An 18921-nucleotide genomic window follows, 5' to 3' on the forward strand; every position below is an offset into this window, starting at 1 on the left:
GGTTTCAGTGGCGGCTGAGCAGGAACAGCAGGATCAGGTTCAGCAACACCGAGGCGCCGGCCAGCAGCTTCAGCGCCAGCGCCGGGTTGCGTTCCGCGAGCGGCGCGCGGCGCTGCGTCGCAAGCGGGCGGTGCGCGCCGCGCTCGAGCGCCAGCAGGAATTCCTCGGCGGTCTCGAAGCGGTCCTTGGCCTCGCGCGCGCAGGCCTTCAGCAGCACGGTTTCGAGCCACTCCGGGGTGTCGGGCCGATAGCGCGTCGGCGGCACCGGCTCGCCGAAGCGCGGGCGCTGGAAGGGCTCGACCTCGCCATAGGGGTATTTGCGCGTCAGCAGCTCATACAGCGTGACGCCACAGGCATAAAGGTCGGAGGATTCGTTGGCCGCCTGCCCGGCGAACAGTTCCGGCGCCATGTAGGACGGCGTGCCGGGGTTGTTGATCTCGCGCAGCGTTTCGGCCCCATGCGCGCCGTCGGACGCGGCAACCCCCAGGTCGAGCAGGCGCAGCTGGCCCTGGCGGTCGATATGCACGTTGTCGGGCTTGACGTCGCGATGCACGATGCCGAGCCGGTGCAGCGCACCGACCGCGCGCAGCAGTGCGGCGCCGATGCCGACCAGTTCGTGCGGCGCGAAGCGGTGGCCGCGCGCGAGCATGGCCTTCAGCGTCTCGCCCGCGTGCCAGCTCATCAGGTAATACAGATAGCAACGGTCCTCGGGATCGCAGACGCGCGGAAAACCCTGCCCCGGGGCGCGGCGTGCGAGCCATTCCTCACGCACCAGCGCGCTCGTCGCCTCGTCGTCGCCGGCTTCCGGGTGCAGCGTCTTCATCACCAGCGCGGCGCCGTCGCTGAGGCGGGTGACGCGGTACAGCAGCGTGACGCGCGATTCGTGCAGCAACTCCTCGACACGCAGGCCGTCGATCGTCTCGCCGGCCTTCAGGCGCGGCGGCAGCGGCAGCTTGCGGCCGGTCACGAGCCGGTCGCGCAGGTTGTCGGCCGGCACCGCGTCGACATCGGCGACCAGCGCCGTGCAGTTGTCGGTCGCGCCGCGGCGCAAGGCTTCGAGCGTCAGCGCATCGGCCGCCGCTTCCGGATCGGGCTGGCGCGCGAGCAGGTCCGCCATGCCGGCATCGCCGAGCGCGTTCCACACGCCGTCGGTGACGAGCAGGAAACGGTCGCCCGCCGCCAGTTCGCCGTCGTCGTAATCGACGAGTAGCTGCGCGTCGAGGCCGATCGCGCGGCGCAGCACGTTGTTGAGTTCGGGGTGTTCCCAGGTATGGTCTTCGGTCAGGCGGCGCAGTTCGCCATCGCGCAGCAGATAAGCGCGCGAGTCGCCAACGTGCGCGACATAAAAGCGCCGGCCACGCAGCACGATTGCGGTCAGCGTGGTTGCCATCCCCGCGTAGTCGCGCGACTTCGCCGACTGCGCGAGCAGCCAGCGGTTGAGCGCGCCGAGCACGGTATCGACCGACTTCTCGACGCTCCACGTATCGGGCGTCGAGAAGTAATCGGCAAGCAGGCCGCGCACCGAATACTCGGCCGCTTCGCGCCCGTTCGCGTGGCCGCCGACGCCATCGGCAATCGCCAGCAGCAGGCCCTTGGCTTCCAGCATCGCGCCCTCGGGCGTCGCAGCCCCGACGAAGTCTTCGTTGCGCGGGCGCAGGCCCTGCTGGGACGAATGGCCGAGACGAAGCTCGAGGGACATGGCGTGGGCGGACCGGGGCAAACCGAGGGGCGGCCGGCCGGCGAGCTTGGCCGCCGCCGGGGATCGAAGACTCGCTTCCATCATAGTCGTCATGCCGAAGTTCCCGCCCGCCTGCGCGTTACCGGCTCAGATCTTCGCCGAGGTCAGGTGCGCTGCGCCCCAGGTGGTGCGCCAGCGCGTCTTCACCGCGGTGAGCCCGATCAGCGCCGCGAGCGCGAGCACGGCGAAGATCACGAAGCCCGACTGATAGCTGCCGGTGGCCTGCTTCGCATAGCCGAGCGAGGACGCGAGATAGAAGCCGCCGACGCCGCCCGCCATGCCGACCAGCCCCGTCATCACGCCGATCTCCTTGCGGAAGCGCTGCGGCACCAGCTGGAACACCGCGCCGTTGCCCATGCCGAGCGCCAGCATCGCCAGCACGAACACCAGCAGCGCCATCCACGCCTCCGGCAGGCCGACGCTGACGATGCCGAGGAACAGCGCCGCGAACACGTACATCACCGACAGGCTCTTGATACCGCCGACGCGGTCGGCGACCGCGCCGCCAATCGGGCGCACCAGCGAACCGGCGAACACGCAGGCGGCGGTGAAGTAGCCGGCCATCTTCGCATCCAGGCCATACTGGGTATTGAAGTAGATCGTCAGCGAGGACGCCAGGCCGACGAAACCGCCGAAGGTCACCGCGTAGAAGAACATGAACCACCACGCGTCCTTGTCCTTCAGCACCTTGAAGTAGGCGCCGAGCGGCTTGGCCGGCGGGCACTCCGGCGCATCCTTCGCGACCACCAGGTAGAACACGAACACCAGCGCGAGCGGAATCAGCGCGAGGCCGAACACGTTGGTCCAGCCGTAGGCGGCGGCGAGTCCCGGCGCAATCAGCGCGGCCAGCGCGGTGCCGGAGTTGCCGGCGCCGGCAATGCCCAGCGCCTTGCCCTGGTGCTCCGGCGGATACCAGCGCGACGCGAGCGGCAACGCCACCGCGAAAGCCGCGCCGGCAACGCCGAGGAACACGCCCAGCAACAAGGTCTGCTCGTAGCTGTGGATGCCGAACTTCCATGCGACGAACAGCGCGACGATGACGACGACCTGACCGATGGCCCCGGCCATTTTCGGCTTCAGGTGGTCGACCAGCACGCCCATGAAGATGCGCAGGATCGCGCCGGCGAGCACCGGAATCGCGACCATCAGACCCTTCTGCGCGTGATCGAGACCGAGGTCGGCAGCAATCTGCACGCCCAGCGGCCCCAGGATCACCCACACCATGAAGGCGAGGTCGAAGTACAGGAAGGAGGCCAGCAGCGTCGGCGGGTGGCCGGCCTTGAGGAAGGATTGCTTGTCCATGAAAGAAACTCCGGATTCTCTTGAAAAACTCAGGCGCTGACTTGCAGCAGCACGTGGCCGTCGACGACCTTGACCGCGAACGGCCTGGTGCAGCCGACATCGGGGGCGACCGCCTCGCCGCTGTCGAGCTGGATCTTCCAGCTATGCAGCGGGCAGGTCACCTGACGGCCGTGCACGATGCCCTGCGACAGCGGGCCGCCCTTGTGCGGGCATTTGTCGTGCATCGCGAAGACCTCGTCCTCGGCGTTGCGGAAGATCGCGATGTCGCCGGCGCGCGATTTCACCACCCGCGAACCGAGGACGGGAATGTCCTCCAGCGCGCAGATCGTCTTCCAGCCGGCATCGACGGCGGCCGAGGAAACGTGTGAAGGGGAAAGCGTTGTCGTCATGATCGGCCTCATGCCTCAAGGGTTTCGAATTGCTGGCGCAGCACCGGCGCTGCGTCTTTGGCGTAGCGTTCCGCCCACGGATCCTTGGCGTCCTGCAGCGCGAACAGCAGGCGCTCGAACAGCGCCTTGCGCTTGTCGGCGTCGTCGAGCACGTGCTTCTTCACGTACTCCAGACCGACGCGCTCGACGTAATGCACCGTGCGCTCGAGGTAGTAGCCTTCCTCGCGGTAAAGCTGCAGGAAGGCGCCGGAGTACTCCATGACCTCCTCGCGCGTCGTCACCTTGCACAGGAACTGCGCGACTTCCGTCTTGATGCCGCCGTTGCCGGCGACATACAGCTCCCAGCCGGAATCGACGCCGATCACACCGACGTCCTTGATGCCGGCCTCGGCGCAGTTGCGCGGGCAGCCGGAGACGGCGAGCTTCACCTTGTGCGGGCTCCACATGCCGAACAGCATGCGTTCCAGATCGATGCCCATCGACATCGACCGCTGCGTGCCGAAGCGGCAGTGCTCGGCGCCGACGCAGGTCTTCACCGTGCGGATGCTCTTGCCGTAGGCGTGGCCCGACGGCATGCCGAGGTCCTTCCACACGTTTGGCAGGTCTTCCTTCTTGATGCCCAGCAGGTCGATGCGCTGGCCGCCGGTCACCTTCACCGTCGGCACGGCGTACTTGTCCGCCACATCGGCAATCCGACGCAGCTCGGCCGCCGTCGTCACGCCGCCCAGCATCTGCGGCACCACCGAATAGGTGCCGTCCTTCTGGATGTTGGCGTGCGCGCGCTCATTGATGAAACGGCTTTGCGGATCGTCCTTGGCCTCGTGCGGCCAGGTCGAGATCAGGTAGTAGTTCAGCGCCGGACGGCAGGTCGCGCAGCCGTTGGGCGTCTTCCACGACAGCGTTTCCATCGTGTCGGGGATGTTCAGCAGCTTGTGCTCGCGGATCGCGCGGCGCACCGCGCCATGCGACAGCTCGGTGCAACCGCACACCGCCTTGTCGTGCGCGCTCACCGCCTGATAGGCGCCGCCGACCGTCGAGGCGAGGATCTGCTCGACCAGCCCGGTGCAGGAGCCGCAGGAAGACGCCGCCTTCGTGTGCTTCTTCACCTCATCCACCGTGAACAGGCCGTTCTCCTTGATCGCCTTGACGATCGTGCCCTTGCACACGCCATTGCAGCCGCACACCTCGGCCGTGTCGGCCATCGAGGCGGCCTTGTTCTCGCCCTTGTGGCCGGCGTCGCCCAGGTGGTTCTGGCCGAACATCAGGTGATCGCGGATCTCGTGGATGTCCTGCTGATCCTTCATCAACTGGAAGTACCAGGTGCCGTCTGCGGTGTCGCCATACAGCACCGAGCCGACGATGCGGTTGTTCTTGATCACGATGCGCTTGTACACGCCGCCCTGCTTGTCGTGCAGCACGATCTCTTCGGTGTCCGCGCCGCCCGAGAAATCGCCGGCCGAGAACACGTCGATGCCGGTCACCTTCAGCTTGGTCGAGGTCACCGAGCCCTCGTAGCGGCCGATGCCGAAGTTCGCGAGGTGATTCGCGCACACCTTGCCCTGCTCGAACAGCGGCGCGACCAGTCCGTAGGCGATGCCGCGGTGCGCGACGCACTCGCCCACCGCATACACGCGGGGATCGGTCACCGTCTGCAGCGTGTCCGACACATGGATGCCGCGCACGCGCCCGGTGCCACAGTAGATGCCGGCCGACTCGGCGACGGCAAAGTTCGGGCGGATGCCGGCGGCGACCACCACCAGGTCGGCCGGGATCTCCATGCCATCCTTCAAGCGCACCGCGGAGACACGGCCACTCTCACCACGGATCAGCGCCTCGGTCTGCTTCGCCAGCAGGAAGTTCATCCCCTTCGCTTCGAGCGACGCCTGCAGCATGTCGGCGGCCGGCTTGTCGAGCTGGCGCTCCATGATCCAGTCGGCCAGATGCACCACCGTCACGCTCATGCCGCGCAGCATCAGGCCATTGGCGGCTTCCAGGCCCAGCAGGCCGGCGCCGATCACCACCGCGTGCTTGTACTGGCTCGACGCCGCGATCATCGCCTCGGTGTCGCCGATGTCGCGGTAGGCCAGCACGCCCGGCAGGTCCGCGCCGGGAATCGGCGGAATGAAGGGCGTCGAGCCGGTCGCGATCAGCAGGCGGTCGTAGTCGGCCTCGGTACCGTCGGCTGCGATCACCTTGCGCTTGATGCGGTCGATCTTCGTCACCATCTTGCCGGCGTGCAGCGTGATGTCGTTGTCGCGATACCAGTCGAGATCGTTGAGCATGATCTCCGGCAGCGTCATCTCGCCGGCGAGCACCGGCGACAGCAGGATGCGGTTGTAGTTGCCGTGCGGCTCGGCGCCGAACACGGTGATGTCGTAGAGATCCGGGGCGAGCTTCAGCAGCTCTTCGAGCGTGCGGCAACCGGCCATGCCGTTACCGATCATCACGAGTTTCTGTTTTTTCATGGCGGGCTCCTTCAGGCAGCGCGGGATGCGAATTCGGGGGAAGAGGTGGCGAACTGGCTGTCGGCGTAGGCCGCGACATCGCCGATGACGATCAGCGCCGGGGCTGGCAGCGCCGCGGCACGCGCACGCTCGGCGATGTCGGCGAGCGTGCCGACCACCTGCCGCTGCGTCGGCAGCGTGCCGTGGGCGATCACCGCCGCCGGCGTCGCGCGCGACAGACCGCCCGCCGCGAGGCGCTCGGCGATGTGCGGCAGTGCCCCGAGTCCCATGTAGATCACCAGCGTCGTGCCGCACTTCGCCAGCGCCGCCCAGTCCGGCTCCGCGCCGTCCTCGGTGTGCCCGGTCACCATCGTCACGCCGAAACAGTGCGCGCGATGCGTCACCGGAATGCCCGCCGCGCCGGCCACCGCGACGCCCGCGGTCAGGCCGTGGATCACCTCGACCTCGATGCCCAGCGCGCGCAGGTAATCGACCTCCTCGCCGCCACGGCCGAACACGAAGGGATCGCCGCCCTTGACGCGCGCCACCGTCAGGCCGCGCCGCGCATAGCGCGCCATCGCGCGGTGAATGAACTCCTGCGCCGCCGACTTCATCCCGGCGCGCTTGCCGACCCGCAGCACGCGCGCAGTGGGCTTCGCCAGCGCCAACACCTCATCCGTGACCAGCGCGTCGGCGAGCAGCACATCGGCCTCACCGATGGCACGCGCCGCACGCAGCGTCAGCAGGTCTGCAGCTCCGGGGCCCGCACCTACGAGCAACACTTTGGCCATGATCGATCTCCACTACGAAAGGCGAAAAAAAACGGCGTCGCGTCATCCCCGGGATCCAGAAATCCCCTGAAATGACGGACGCCGTTGTCCGCATGCTCTTCTTTAAGCACATCACCGGAGCCTCGTTGCTCCGGCCTACGGACTACCTATCGCAAGATGGGTGCCAGCACCCACAAGATTACGTACATGGCTGATTTATAGCGCTTTTTAACCACCAGACAAGGCGACAAAGGGACGCTCCACGCCATTTTCACGGCACTGTTCTGGTGCATCGAGCCGAATGCTGCACCACAACATGGCGCGTTCAAGGGTCTTCCGGGCGCCGCTCCGGGAGCGCGCCCTCAGGCTGTACGGCCTGACCTGCCAGGCGCCCGCATCCCGGGATCCGTTACTGCGATCGCTCGTCCGCGAAAAGATCGCCCGGCCACGCGACATCGCCCTGACGATAGTCGCACACGCCCTGCGGAAAGATCTGCACCAGTTGCGCCCGGTACGGCCGCATGTCGGCCGGCGCGTAAAGTCCGGCGTCGAGCGCGTCGGCAACGGGTTGCAGCGCGCATTTGAAACGGTGGCCGGCGATCGAATCCCCGGCCACCATGCGCGGGTTGCTGTAGATGGGATAGGCCCGCATACAGGCCCCCGGCGCCTGCTGATTCCACGCGCCATCCCAAACGCGCTCACCTTGGAACATCACCCTTCCTTGCTTGTCGATGCAGCGATCGCTCGCGACAGCCGGCCGTATCTCGGCCCAGGACTTTTCCGGATGGCTCGTCCTGGCGCGCCACCACGAATCGAGTGCGGCAAAGGCGTCGGGCGTCGGGTCGTAGCGTCTGTGGCTCACCCAGATCGCCTGATTTCCGGCATCCCCCTGTGCGGCGATCATGCGCGCCCGCGCTGAGAACGATCCGGCGACATGGTGCATATCCAGTTGCCGCTCGAGGTAATGCCGCACATCGATGACCGGGATGTCGAGACGGCCGAGAAACACCTGGCCCGACCGATAGGCCGCCGCCATCGCGGCGCGGTCGCCTTCGAAGCGTGGCGCCGGACGCCCCTGGTCACGCTCGACCCTCATGTTGTGCGCGCTCCACGGCGAGAAATCCCCCAGCGTGCTTTCCGCGCCCTCCATCAGCCAGTAGCGCTCGGGCAGCATGTCGGCGGGCGCCTTCCAGCTGCCGACGCTGGCATTGAGGCGCAGAAACTGTTCAGGACTGATCTGGCCGCGCTGCAAGGCCCCCAGACCATATTGCACGCCGACGTTGTCCCACGGAATGCGCGCATAGCCCCCGTCATCGGTGCCGAAGAAATGCTTCAGGTCCTCGAAATAGCTCCAGCGCACCTGCCCGAACACCGCGGCGGACAGTCGTCCCTCGAAATGCGCAAATCTCGGGTTCAGCACCAGCGGCGTCAGTCCGCGCCAGCCGACCACGCACTCCGTTGCGCCTTCGCGCTCGGGCAGCCATTCCCCGCGCGCCATGAAAGCCACGCGGGTGGTGTACTCGATCCGCTTCAGCCCGCCAGAGCCCTCGTGCTCGTTGCTGGCGTTGAAGCCCTCGATCCAGCGCCGGTTCTCGGCCTTGCGCCACGTCGCGTTGGCGCCGTCGGTGACGTCGAAATAATGCTCCAGCAGCTCGCAGTCGAAAACCGGAATCGTCTGGGTGATCATGTCCGGATACGAATACTGCGCGATCGCGGCGTCGATCAATCCGGGGCGATTCTGCGCCAGCAGATACTGCTGGATCGCGCCACCCGAGCCCCCGACGCCGACGGTGTATTCGGGCTCGCCATACAGCGCGACGAACTGGCGCTTGACACGCAGCGCGGTGTCCTCGGCGAGCCAGATATTGAAATGGTTCGCGGTGGTGTTGCCGGTCGATGCCACCACCGCGTAGCCCTGCGCCAACTGCTCCCGGCGGTCCTCGAGCACCTGCTTCACGCTCGCCTTGCCCTGGCGGTGGCCGATCCCCACCCCGCCGTAGAACTGGTAGATGAGGCGCCGGTTCCAGCGGTCGCCGCGCGGCGCATACGGGCTTTCGTTCCTCCCCTTGAGCGCGGCCATGATGTAGATGAAACGGTTGATCGTGCCCATCTCGACGCGCACGATGAACGGCACGCGCGCGCCGTTGACGGTGATCTGATCGACATCCGTGACCGTATCGGACCAGCGCAAAAAGTGCGTCTCCCCTTTGGGCTTGTAGAAGTACCACGCCCTCGTGGGCGCGAGGCAATCGCGGCTGAAGCCGCGTGCCCCCCACTCCTGCAGCACGGGGTCATCCCCGTCGTAATTGACAGGCGTGCCGATCCCCGCCTGATTGTCCACGAGCGGCAGTCCCAAGCCGGAGGTCCTGGTGTCGCAAATGAAGGGATACTGGCGCGGACCGGCAAACAAGGGTTCGCTGGGCCCCACGTCGCCGAGCCGGATCGGAAAACGGAAAGTTTCGACGGGCCGCTGAATTCGCGACGGGTGTGGTCCCGAATACGGTTCCGTCCGGGCCCTGGCATCGAAGTCCGCCGGCAGCCCTACCACCTGCGGACGCTCCCCGCCGGCCGACGCCCCGACGCAGACGACCAATCCTCCCAGCAACAGGCGGGGCCGGAGCCATCGCATCCTCGGCACGCTGATCATTTGACGGTTTTCCAGTCCGGCGGGACCGCCCATGATTCATGTTAGATCACGCCCGGGCGGGCGCAACGGCGGGCGACGAGCCGCCAGTGTTTCAGCTATCTGGTGCCACGGCGTCCACGAAAAAAACCGGGCAAGCCGCCCTGCCTTTCGGCAAGACCGGCTGCCCGGAGCGAAACAGCGCAGCGGGACTCGCTCAGGCCGCGTGTTTCAGCTGCTTCTTGTAAAGGAAGTCGAGCACCGCCGCGCGATAGCGGGCGAACTCCGGCTGCTCGGCCAGCGCCAGGCGGTCGCGCGGGCGTTCCAGCTTCACCTCGAGGATCTCGCCGATCGTCGCCGCCGGCCCGTTGGTCAGCATCACCACGCGATCCGACAGCAGCACCGCCTCATCGACATCGTGCGTCACCATCACCATCGTCGCCTTGGTCGCTGCGAGAATCTTCACCAGCTCATCCTGCAGCATCGCCCGCGTCAGCGCGTCGAGCGCCCCGAACGGCTCGTCCATCAACAGGATGCGCGGCTCCATCGACAGCGCCCGTGCAATGCCGACACGCTGCTTCATGCCACCCGAGATCTCGTGCGGAAACTTCGTCTCGGCGTGCGACAGGCCGACCAGGGCGAGCGCGTCCTCGGTGCGTTTTTTCAGCTTCGCCTTGCCCTCCTTCGCGCCGAACACACGATCCACGGCCAGATACACGTTGTCGAAGCAGGTCAGCCACGGCAGCAGCGAATGGTTCTGGAACACCACCGCACGCTCCGGCCCCGGTCCGGCAATCTCGCGCCCGTCGCACAGCATCACCCCGCTGGTCGGCGTCGTCAGCCCGGAAATCAGGTTCAGCAACGTCGATTTGCCGCAGCCGGAGTGCCCGATCAGGCTGACGCTCTCGCCTTCGTGGATGTCCAGGTTGATGCCGCGCAGCGCGGTGAAGGGGCCGTTCTTGGTGCTGAAAGTCTGGCCGACGTCTTCGATCTGTACGATTTTCTTGCTCATGATTGTCTCCTCCACCGCTCAGCGGTTTTCGTAGCTGAATCGACGCGCCACCAGCATCAGCGCCTGTTCAAGAATCAGGCCCACCGTCCCGATCACGAAGATCGCGATGATGATGTGCTCGACCTTGAGGTTGTTCCATTCGTCCCACACCCAGAAACCGATCCCGACGCCGCCGGTCAGCATCTCCGCGGCGACGATCACCAGCCACGCGGTACCGATCGACAGGCGGATGCCGGTCAGCATGTAGGGCAGCACCGCCGGGAACAGGATCTTCGTGAACACCTTCCATTCCGACAGCTTCAACACCCGCGCGACGTTCAGATAGTCCTGCGGAATGCGCGTCACGCCCTGGGCGGTGTTCATGATCATCGGCCAGATCGAGCAGATGAAAATCGTCCAGGTCGCCGCCGGGTCGGCACGCTGGAACACCAGCAGGCCGATCGGCAGCCACGCCAGCGGCGACACCGGGCGCAGCAGGCTGATGATCGGGTTCATCATCTGCGACAGCACCGCGAACCGCCCCAGCATGAAGCCCGCCGGAATGCCCACCAGCGCCGCAAAGCCGAAGCCGATCGCAACGCGCTGCAACGAGGCCAGCACGTTCCAGCCGATGCCCTGGTCGTTCGGCCCTTCGCGGTAGAACGGATCAGAGAAGATCACCACCGCCGCGTCCCAGGTCTTGCCCGGGCTGGGGATGCCGCCACCATTGAGCGTCGCCAGATGCCACAGGCCGATCAGCAGCGCCAGACCGGCCACCGGCGGCACCACTACCCGCAGCAGCGCGCGCCCCCACGCCCCAATCCGCACGCCACTTCGCGTCGCCGGCGTCTCCGCTGCGGCCGCCTGTTCAGCCGTCACCACCTTCATCGCCTTCCCCTTGCCGGTCGAGGACTGCACCGCCGCACGCACTCTGGAAACCTTTTCGGTCCCGGGCTCACCCGCCCGGTCCGCCACCGCTGCCAACGTCATCGCCGCACCCTCCGTCTCAGGCCTTGACCTTGAACGACCCCGCATACTTCGCGGGATCCTTGCCATCCCACACCACGCCGTCAATCAGCTTGTGGCTGCGCATGTCGCTCTTCGGCAGCGACACTTTCGCCGCCGCGGCGGCCTGCTTGTAGATGTCGATGCGGTTGATCTGCTTTGCCACGGCGAGGTAATCGACGTCCTTGTCCAGCAGCCCCCAGCGCCGGTGCTGCGTCAGGAACCACATGCCGTCGCTGAGGTAGGGGAAATTCACCGCGCCGTCGTTGTAGAACTTCATGTAATTCGGGTCGTCCCAGCTCTTGCCGAGGCCGTTCGAATAGCGGCCGAGCATCCGCTCGAGGATCACATCCATGTCGGTATTGACGTAGGACTTCTGCGCCACCGTCTCGGCGGTCGTGCGGCGGTTCACCAGCGACGCGTCGATCCAGCGGCCGGCATCAAGGATCGCCGCGGTCAGCGCGCGCGCGCTGTTCGGGTTCTTCGCGACCCAGTCCGCCGTCGTGCCGAGCACCTTCTCGGGGTGGTCGGTCCAGATATCCTGAGTCGTCACCGCAGTGAAGCCGATCTTGTCCATGATCGCGCGGTTGTTCCACGGCTCGCCGACACAAAAGCCGTCCATGTTGCCGACGCGCATGTTCGCGACCATCTGCGGCGGCGGCACGGTGATGACCTTGACGTCCTTCAGCGGGTTGATGTCGTTCGCGGCCAGCCAGTAGTACAGCCACATCGCGTGCGTGCCGGTCGGAAAGGTCTGTGCGAAGGTGTATTCGCCCGGCTTCGCGGTGATCAGCTTTTTCAGCCCGGCACCGTCGGTGACGCCCTGGTCCTTCAACTTGTTCGCGAGCGTGATCGCCTGGCCGTTGTGGTTCAGGTTCATCAGCACCGCCATGTCCTTCTTCGGCCCGCCGATGCCCAGATGCACGCCATAGACGAGACCGTACAACACGTGCGCCGCGTCGAGCTCGCCGGACACCAGCTTGTCGCGCACCGACGCCCAGCTCGCTTCCTTGGTCGGGATGATCTTGATGCCGTACTTCTCGTCGAACTTCTGCACCGCGGCCATCACAACCGACGAGCAATCGGTCAGCGGGATGAAGCCGACGCGGATTTCCTTCTTCTCCGGTGCATCCGAGCCCGCCGCCCACGCGCCGCTGCTCACACCCAGACCTGCAGACCCCATCATCGCCGCTCCCGAAAGCATCATCGTCCGCCGCATGAATTCCCGGCGCGTCATCCCGTTGTCGTCGAATGCACTCATCATCATCTCCCTGCAGGCCAGAAAAAACAAAAACGGCGCACATCGCCCGCGGATGACTCCGCAGGGATGGACGCCGTTGTCCGTAGCTTGCACCAGGCCCCAGCACTGGAACCGGTCAATCTGTTGTCGAACCGCCGTTGATTCGACTCAGTGCTTTCTTAGCAGATGGCGTGCCAGGGGCCTGCCGCGAACCGGAAAGGCTTTAGCTGCGGGGGTTGCGGGACATCCGGAGGATCTGTCCGAAGCGTGCGGGGAGCATCGCGACCGCACTATTGCAGTGCACAACACAGGGTTATTGCACCAATCGCGCGCGGGGCATTCGGGATTTTCGGGGAATTTGGCCCGCCCGGAAGAACCCGGTGCAAGGGCCGCGCTGCAGCTTCCAGCTTCCTGCTAGAGCAGGTACTTCGCCATGTCGATGAGATCCTGCGCCACCGCCGCCATCGGCTTCGCCCGCTCCATCGCAAGCTTGCGCAAGGCCGCATAGGCCTCGGCCTCATCCATGCCGCGCGACTTCATCAGCAGGCCCTTCGCGCGCTCCACCAACTTGCGCTCGGAAAGCTTCTTCGTCGCTGCCGCGAGCTCCGTACGCAGCGCCTGATGCTCGTCGAAACTCGCCACCGCCACGTCTATCACGGGTTTCAGGCGCTGCGGATCGAGTCCATCGACGACGTAAGTCGACACGCCCGCCTTGACCGCGGCGCGAATCGTCTCCTGATCGCCTTCCTGCGCAAAGATGATCACCGGCCGCGGCATCGCCGCGTTCATGACCGCCAGGTTCTCCAGCGTGTCGCGCGACGGCGAATCGGTTTCGATCAGGATCACGTCGGGGCGGATCGCCTCGATCTGCGCCGACAGGTCCGCCGACGAAGCGAGCACCGCCGCTACCTGATGACCGGCAAGCGCCAGCCCGGCACAGATTTCGGCCGCACGGGTACGGGATTCATCGATGACGAGTACGCGAAGCATGAGCATATCTATGCAAGTTTCGGGCCGTCTTCTGATGACGGATGTCTGCGCACGCAAGGAGCCCCACGCGAGCCCCCTGCGTTGACCCGGCCATCAGCGGTGAATTCAGACGCCGCGCTGGCGCCGCGCTTCGAACAGGCACACGCCGCTGGCGACCGACACGTTGAGGCTTTCCACCGTACCGAGCATCGGAATGCGCGCCAGTTCGTCGCAGGTCTCGCGCGTCAGCCGCCGCAAGCCGTCGCCTTCCGCGCCCAGCACCCATGCCACCGGCCCCTTCTGATCGACCTCATACACCGACTTCTCGGCCTCACCGGCAGCGCCGACCACCCAGATGCCGGCCTCCTGCATCTCGCGCAGCGCGCGTGCAAGGTTGGTCACCGTGATGTAGGGCACCGAATCCGCCGCCCCGCTCGCGACCTTGATCGCGGTCGCGTTCAGACCCACCGCCCGATCCTTCGGCGCCACCACCGCATGCGCTCCAGCGGCGTCGGCGACGCGCAGACAGGCTCCCAGATTGTGCGGATCCTGCACGCCGTCGAGCACCAGGATCAGCGCATTCTCGTCCAGCACCTCGAGCACGTCAGCGAGCTTCAGTTCGCGGCTGCGCGCATCGACGCGCGCCACCACGCCCTGATGGCGGCGCGTACCGACCATGCCGTCGAGGCGGTCGGCTTCGGCCGTGATCAGGCGCACGTTCTGCGCCTCGGCCAGATGCGCGACTTCCTTGGCGCGTGCATCGCTGCGGCTCGCCGACAGGTACAGCTCGAACACCGCCTCGGGATCGCGACGCAGTTTGCCCAGCACGGCATGGAAGCCGTAAATCAGGCGGGAATCCGCGCGCCCTTCGACGGGCGCATCGGCGTCGCCCGCGTGTTGCGAACGGGAACGACTTGAAGGTTTGTTAGCCACGACGTTTGCCTTTCTTTGCAGATCCTGCGGATTCATCAATATCAGTTACAGCAACTACGGCCTTCTTCGGCTTGCGGGCCGCAGGCGCCTGCGCGTCCGTGCTCACCGGCGCTGCCTTCGCCGGCGTCTTCGCTTTCGCCGGTTTGGCGGCAGTCTTCGCCTGCGCCGGCTTGGCCGCGGCTTTTTTCTTCGTCGCCGACCGGGGTGCCGGATCGGCAACCGTGGCTGCCGCAGCCGCGACGACCTTGGCCAGCTTGCTCTCCTGCCCCCCCTTCGCCACCTTCGCCGCGTCACCCCGCCCGGCGGGCCGTGTATCCTGCGCGCCGCGACCTGCGACGGCACGCTCACGCGGCGCCGCGTCGCGACTGGACCGGGCGCGATCCTTCTCGGTCTTGCCTTCCCGTTCGGTCGGGCGCGAAGCCCCTTCGATCAGGCGGAAGTCGATCTTCGTCGTCTCGAGGTCGACGCGCACGACCTGCACCCGCACCCGGTCCGACAGGCGGTGGCGCACCCCGGTGCGCTCCCCGGCCAGCTCATGACGGGTCTCGTCGAAGTGGAAATAATCGCTGCCGAGATCCGATATATGCACCAGGCCCTCGATGAAAATATCGTCGAGGGCGACGAAGAGGCCGAAGGGTACCACCGCCGACACGCTGCCGGAAAACTCTGCACCGACCTTGTCCTGCATGTAGTAGCACTTCAGCCACGCGACGACGTCGCGCGTCGCATCGTCGGCGCGGCGCTCGGTCGCCGAGCAATGCAGCCCGATCGCGTCCCAGTCGCCCGCTTCGTAGGTGCGGTTCTCGAGCGCCGCCTTGATCGAGCGATGCACCAGCAGGTCCGGATAGCGCCGGATCGGCGAAGTGAAATGCGTATAGGCTTCGTACGCCAGACCGAAGTGACCGACGTTGTCCGGGCTATACACCGCCTGGCGCAGCGAACGCAGCATCACCGTCTGCAGCAGCTGCGCGTCCGGCCGGTCCTTCACCTTGTCCAGCAGCTTCGCGTAATCGCCCGCCTTCGGATCGTCACCACCGCCGACGCCCAGACCAAACTCCGCGAGGAATCCGCGCAGCTTCTCCAGCTTCTCCGGCGTCGGCCCCTCATGCACCCGATACAGTGCCGGATGCTCGCGCGTCTGCAGGAAATCCGACGCGCACACGTTCGCCGCCAGCATGCATTCCTCGATGAGGCGGTGCGCGTCGTTGCGCACCTCCGCCACGATGCGCTCGATCTTGCCTGTGTCGTCGAAGATCATGCGAGTCTCGGTGGTCTCGAAATCGATCGCACCGCGCTTCGCACGCGCCTTCAGCAGCACGCGGAACAACTTGTCGAGGTTTTCCAGGTGCGGCAACAGCGCCCCGACGGTTTCGAGTGCGGCGGCATCCTTGTCATACAGCGCCGCCGCCACCTGGTTGTAGGTCAGGCGCGCGTGCGAGAACATCACGCCCGGGTAGAAGCGGTACGCCTTGATCGCGCCGGTCAGCGAGATGCTCATGTCGCACACCATGCACAGGCGTTCGACCTGCGGGTTGAGCGAGCACAGCCCGTTGCTAAGCTTCTCCGGCAGCATCGGTATCACGCGGCGCGGAAAGTACACCGAATTGCCGCGCTCCTGCGATTCCTCGTCCAGCGCGCTGCCCGGCTGCACGTAATGCGACACGTCGGCAATCGCAACGATCAGCCGATAGCCACGTCCCTGACGCTCGCAATACACCGCGTCGTCGAAATCCCTCGCGGTCTCGCCGTCGATCGTCACCAGCGGTAGCCTGGTGATGTCCTCGCGCCCCGCCCAGTCCTTCTTGCGCACCGCCGCCGGCAGCTTGCGCGTCTCGGCCTTCGCTTCCGGCGAGAACTCGAACGGCAGTTCGTGCTTGCGCAGCGCGATCTCGATCTCCATGCCCGGATCTGCATAATTGCCCAGCACCTCGATCACGCGTCCGATGGGCTGGGCGAACTTGGTGGGCTGCTCGATCAGTTCGACGGTGACCACCTGCCCCGGCAAAGCCTTCTTGCCCCCCGGCGCCACCAGAATGTCCTGCGCAATGCGCCGATTCTCCGGCACCACCACCTGCACGCCATGCTCGTTCAGCACCCGCCCGACCACGCGCTTGTTCGCGCGATCGAGCACCTCCACCACCTTGCCCTCGGGGCGTCCACGCCGGTCCAGCCCGGTGATGCGGGCGATCACGCGATCGCCATGCAGTACTTCGCGCATCTCCTTCGGTCCGAGGAACACGTCCGGCTGCTTGTCATCGCGGATCAGGAAACCGAAGCCATCCGCATGGCCGGCAACGCGTCCGCGGATCAGGTCCGCCTTGTCCGGCAGCAAGTAGGCGTCGCGCCGGTTACGGATCAGCTGTCCGTCGCGTCCCATCGCACGCAGGCGGCGTTCAAACAGCACCGCCTCGTCTTCGCGCACATCGAGCGCCGCGCACAACTGCTCGAATGTCATCGGCACGCCCTGCTCCGCCAGCGTCTGTTCGACGTATTCACGGCTCGGCAGCGGGTGCTCGTATTCGGCCGACTCGCGTTCGTAGAACGGATCGGCGCGCCGGATAGCGCTGGGCTGATGGGATCCGGCCGCGTTCGCAGCGGCGTTCGTTTTGCTTTTTTGTCTTTTCATTTTTTCAGTCATTGACATTCTCTTATTCGTGCTTATAATGCGCGGCTCTTGCCCAGATGGCGGAATTGGTAGACGCACTAGTTTCAGGTACTAGCGCTGCGAGGCGTGGAGGTTCGAGTCCTCTTCTGGGCACCAGTTTTGCAGGAAAGCCGACCTTGAGTCGGCTTTTTTGTTGCCTGTTCATTTGTGCTCCGACCACTCGCAGGCTGTTTGGTTACATGCGCCGTTGCGTCGGGCCCGACATCCCCACCGCCCCTCTTGGCCAGGCAGCGACTTGTCGCTATAATGCGGCCACTTGCCCAGATGGCGGAATTGGTAGACGCACTAGTTTCAGGTACTAGCGCTGCGAGGCGTGGAGGTTCGAGTCCTCTTCTGGGCACCAGATCAAAGCAAAAGCCGGTCATTCGACCGGCTTTTGCTTTTTCAGCCCCGGCTGCGCGAAGAATGCGTAGCCGGCGCGGACAGGATTCCGCAAGGCATGCTGCGCGCTGCCGCCGGCCCGGGGTGCACACCGGGCCGAGGAGGCGGGCAAGACCCCGCCCCGGGCTGGCAAACGCTGAAGCCTTGTTCAAGCGCTCTCAGGCACCGAAGGGATGGCGACGCAGGATGGTCTCATCACGCTCCGGACCGGTCGAGATCACGTCGATCGGAATCTCGCAGATCTCCTCGATGCGGTGCAGGTAGGCACGCGCCTCCTGCGGCAACGCATCCCAGCTCTGCGCGCCGAAGGTCGTGCCACTCCAGCCGGCCATCGTCTCGAAGATCGGCTCGCAGCGCGTCACTTCCTCGGACCCCATCGGCAGCAGGTCGATGCGCTGACCGTCGAGCATGTAGCCGGTGCACAGCTTGAGTTCGGCCAGACCGTCGAGCACGTCGAGCTTGGTGATGCACAGCCCGGTCACGCCGTTGATGATGATCGAGCGCTTCAGCGCGGCGAGGTCGAGCCAGCCGCAGCGGCGCTTGCGCCCCGTCACGGTGCCGAACTCGCGCCCCTTCGACGACATCTGCTCGCCGGGAACGCCCACCGTCTCGATGTCGAGTTCCGTCGGGAACGGCCCGCCGCCAACGCGCGTGCAGTACGCCTTGGTGATCCCCAGCACGTAGTGCAGCCGCCCCGGCCCGACCCCGGACCCGGCAGCGGCCTGGCCGGCGACGCAGTTGCTCGAGGTCACGAACGGATAGGTGCCGTGGTCGATGTCGAGCAGCGTACCCTGCGCGCCTTCGAACAGCAGGCTGCCCCCGGACTTGTTCACCGCGTACAGCTCGGCCGAAACGTCGGCGACCATCGGCCGGATCTCTTCGGCATCGGCCATCGCCTGGTCGAACACCGGCTGGAACTCCACCGCTTCCGCACCGAGGTGCTGCGTCAGCACAAAGTTGTGATATTCGAGGTTGGCACGCAGCTTCTCCGCGAAACGCTCGCGGTCGAACAGGTCGTACACCCGCAGCGCGCGGCGTGCGACCTTGTCTTCATAGGTCGGCCCGATGCCCTTGCCGGTGGTGCCGATCTTGTCGCCAGCGCTCTTGGCAGCCTCGCGCGCACGATCGAGGGCGGCGTGATAGCCGAGAATCAGCGGGCAGCCCGGGCTGATGCGCAGGCGCTCGCGCACCTTGATGCCACCCGCCTCCAGCACGCGGATCTCGGACAGCAGGTGATGCGTGTCCAGCACCACGCCATTGCCGATGTAGCACGCCACGCCTTCGCGCACGATGCCGGACGGCACGAGGTTCAGTTTGTACTCGTTGGCCCCGATCACCAGCGTATGGCCGGCATTGTGACCGCCCTGGAAACGCACCACGCCCTTGGCGTGATCCGTCAGCCAATCGACGATCTTGCCCTTGCCCTCGTCGCCCCACTGGGTACCGACAACCACTACGTTCTTTGCCATTT

The 18921-nt window shown here is 66.0% G+C and carries 13 protein-coding genes and 2 tRNA genes; 2 read left to right on the forward strand and 13 right to left on the reverse strand.

Going from position 1 to position 18921, the window contains the following annotated elements; genetic code table 11:
- Positions 1 to 4: 4 nt before the first annotated feature.
- The 12 genes from GPA25_RS00760 to rnr all read right to left on the reverse strand — a co-directional run bounded on the left by GPA25_RS00760 (position 5) and on the right by rnr (position 17030).
- Entirely contained in the window at positions 5 to 1699 is a 1695-nt protein-coding gene (locus GPA25_RS00760) for a bifunctional protein-serine/threonine kinase/phosphatase (protein ID WP_169258433.1), read from the reverse strand.
- 126 nt (positions 1700 to 1825) lie between these two features.
- Positions 1826 to 3040, reverse strand: a complete 1215-nt coding sequence (locus GPA25_RS00765) for a nitrate/nitrite transporter (RefSeq protein WP_169258434.1) — start codon at positions 3038 to 3040, stop codon at positions 1826 to 1828.
- A gap of 29 nt (positions 3041 to 3069) precedes the next feature.
- Positions 3070 to 3429 (reverse strand): nitrite reductase small subunit NirD, encoded by a 360-nt coding sequence (gene nirD, locus GPA25_RS00770; RefSeq protein WP_169258435.1) that lies wholly within the window; start codon positions 3427 to 3429, stop codon positions 3070 to 3072.
- 8 nt (positions 3430 to 3437) lie between these two features.
- Positions 3438 to 5894 carry a nitrite reductase large subunit NirB gene (gene nirB, locus GPA25_RS00775; protein ID WP_169258436.1) on the reverse strand — a complete coding sequence of 819 codons (2457 nt, stop codon included), beginning with the start codon at positions 5892 to 5894 and terminating at the stop codon, positions 3438 to 3440.
- An 11-nt stretch (positions 5895 to 5905) separates the two neighbouring features.
- Complete coding sequence (gene cobA, locus GPA25_RS00780; protein ID WP_211162872.1) at positions 5906 to 6664, reverse strand: uroporphyrinogen-III C-methyltransferase; 759 nt, start codon at positions 6662 to 6664, stop codon at positions 5906 to 5908.
- A 388-nt stretch (positions 6665 to 7052) separates the two neighbouring features.
- Entirely contained in the window at positions 7053 to 9323 is a 2271-nt protein-coding gene (locus tag GPA25_RS00785; protein ID WP_343034781.1) for a DUF6351 family protein, read from the reverse strand.
- 160 nt (positions 9324 to 9483) lie between these two features.
- Positions 9484 to 10278 (reverse strand): ABC transporter ATP-binding protein, encoded by a 795-nt coding sequence (locus tag GPA25_RS00790; protein ID WP_169258438.1) that lies wholly within the window; start codon positions 10276 to 10278, stop codon positions 9484 to 9486.
- An 18-nt stretch (positions 10279 to 10296) separates the two neighbouring features.
- Positions 10297 to 11247: a nitrate ABC transporter permease gene (gene ntrB, locus GPA25_RS00795; RefSeq protein WP_169258439.1), complete on the reverse strand. Its 951-nt coding sequence runs from the start codon at positions 11245 to 11247 to the stop codon at positions 10297 to 10299.
- Between the two features lie 16 nt (positions 11248 to 11263).
- Positions 11264 to 12448, reverse strand: a complete 1185-nt coding sequence (locus GPA25_RS00800; RefSeq protein WP_425486357.1) for a CmpA/NrtA family ABC transporter substrate-binding protein — start codon at positions 12446 to 12448, stop codon at positions 11264 to 11266.
- A gap of 468 nt (positions 12449 to 12916) precedes the next feature.
- On the reverse strand, positions 12917 to 13492 hold the full coding sequence (locus GPA25_RS00805; protein ID WP_169258441.1) for an ANTAR domain-containing response regulator: 576 nt from the start codon (positions 13490 to 13492) through the stop codon (positions 12917 to 12919).
- A 105-nt stretch (positions 13493 to 13597) separates the two neighbouring features.
- Positions 13598 to 14320, reverse strand: coding sequence for a 23S rRNA (guanosine(2251)-2'-O)-methyltransferase RlmB (rlmB, locus tag GPA25_RS00810; RefSeq protein WP_169258520.1), 723 nt, complete (start codon positions 14318 to 14320; stop codon positions 13598 to 13600).
- Between the two features lie 76 nt (positions 14321 to 14396).
- Positions 14397 to 17030 carry a ribonuclease R gene (rnr, locus tag GPA25_RS00815; RefSeq protein ID WP_169258442.1) on the reverse strand — a complete coding sequence of 878 codons (2634 nt, stop codon included), beginning with the start codon at positions 17028 to 17030 and terminating at the stop codon, positions 14397 to 14399.
- A gap of 50 nt (positions 17031 to 17080) precedes the next feature.
- Between rnr and GPA25_RS00820 the strand changes: the two genes are divergently transcribed.
- Both GPA25_RS00820 and GPA25_RS00825 read left to right on the forward strand, forming a co-directional pair.
- Positions 17081 to 17165, forward strand: a tRNA-Leu gene (locus GPA25_RS00820).
- A gap of 162 nt (positions 17166 to 17327) precedes the next feature.
- Positions 17328 to 17412: transfer RNA gene (locus GPA25_RS00825), tRNA-Leu, on the forward strand.
- A gap of 196 nt (positions 17413 to 17608) precedes the next feature.
- Here GPA25_RS00825 and GPA25_RS00830 read toward each other — a convergent pair.
- On the reverse strand, positions 17609 to 18919 hold the full coding sequence (locus tag GPA25_RS00830) for an adenylosuccinate synthase (protein WP_169258443.1): 1311 nt from the start codon (positions 18917 to 18919) through the stop codon (positions 17609 to 17611).
- Positions 18920 to 18921 lie beyond the last annotated feature (2 nt).

The organism is Aromatoleum diolicum (genome assembly GCF_012910955.1).
Taxonomy (GTDB): Bacteria; Pseudomonadota; Gammaproteobacteria; order Burkholderiales; family Rhodocyclaceae; genus Aromatoleum; species Aromatoleum diolicum.

What these genes read in the sequence shown, in the direction of transcription:
- GPA25_RS00765 (WP_169258434.1), bottom strand. Translation starts at nt 3,040, where the DNA reads ATGGACAAGCAATCCTTCCTCAAGGCCGGCCACCCGCCGACGCTGCTG.
- GPA25_RS00800 (WP_425486357.1), bottom strand. Translation starts at nt 12,448, where the DNA reads ATGATGGGGTCTGCAGGTCTGGGTGTGAGCAGCGGCGCGTGGGCGGCG.
- nirD (WP_169258435.1), bottom strand. Translation starts at nt 3,429, where the DNA reads ATGACGACAACGCTTTCCCCTTCACACGTTTCCTCGGCCGCCGTCGAT.
- GPA25_RS00790 (WP_169258438.1), bottom strand. Translation starts at nt 10,278, where the DNA reads ATGAGCAAGAAAATCGTACAGATCGAAGACGTCGGCCAGACTTTCAGC.
- rnr (WP_169258442.1), bottom strand. Translation starts at nt 17,030, where the DNA reads ATGAAAAGACAAAAAAGCAAAACGAACGCCGCTGCGAACGCGGCCGGA.
- nirB (WP_169258436.1), bottom strand. Translation starts at nt 5,894, where the DNA reads ATGAAAAAACAGAAACTCGTGATGATCGGTAACGGCATGGCCGGTTGC.
- GPA25_RS00805 (WP_169258441.1), bottom strand. Translation starts at nt 13,492, where the DNA reads ATGCTTCGCGTACTCGTCATCGATGAATCCCGTACCCGTGCGGCCGAA.
- GPA25_RS00785 (WP_343034781.1), bottom strand. Translation starts at nt 9,323, where the DNA reads ATGGGCGGTCCCGCCGGACTGGAAAACCGTCAAATGATCAGCGTGCCG.
- GPA25_RS00830 (WP_169258443.1), bottom strand. Translation starts at nt 18,919, where the DNA reads ATGGCAAAGAACGTAGTGGTTGTCGGTACCCAGTGGGGCGACGAGGGC.
- ntrB (WP_169258439.1), bottom strand. Translation starts at nt 11,247, where the DNA reads ATGACGTTGGCAGCGGTGGCGGACCGGGCGGGTGAGCCCGGGACCGAA.
- cobA (WP_211162872.1), bottom strand. Translation starts at nt 6,664, where the DNA reads ATGGCCAAAGTGTTGCTCGTAGGTGCGGGCCCCGGAGCTGCAGACCTG.
- GPA25_RS00760 (WP_169258433.1), bottom strand. Translation starts at nt 1,699, where the DNA reads ATGTCCCTCGAGCTTCGTCTCGGCCATTCGTCCCAGCAGGGCCTGCGC.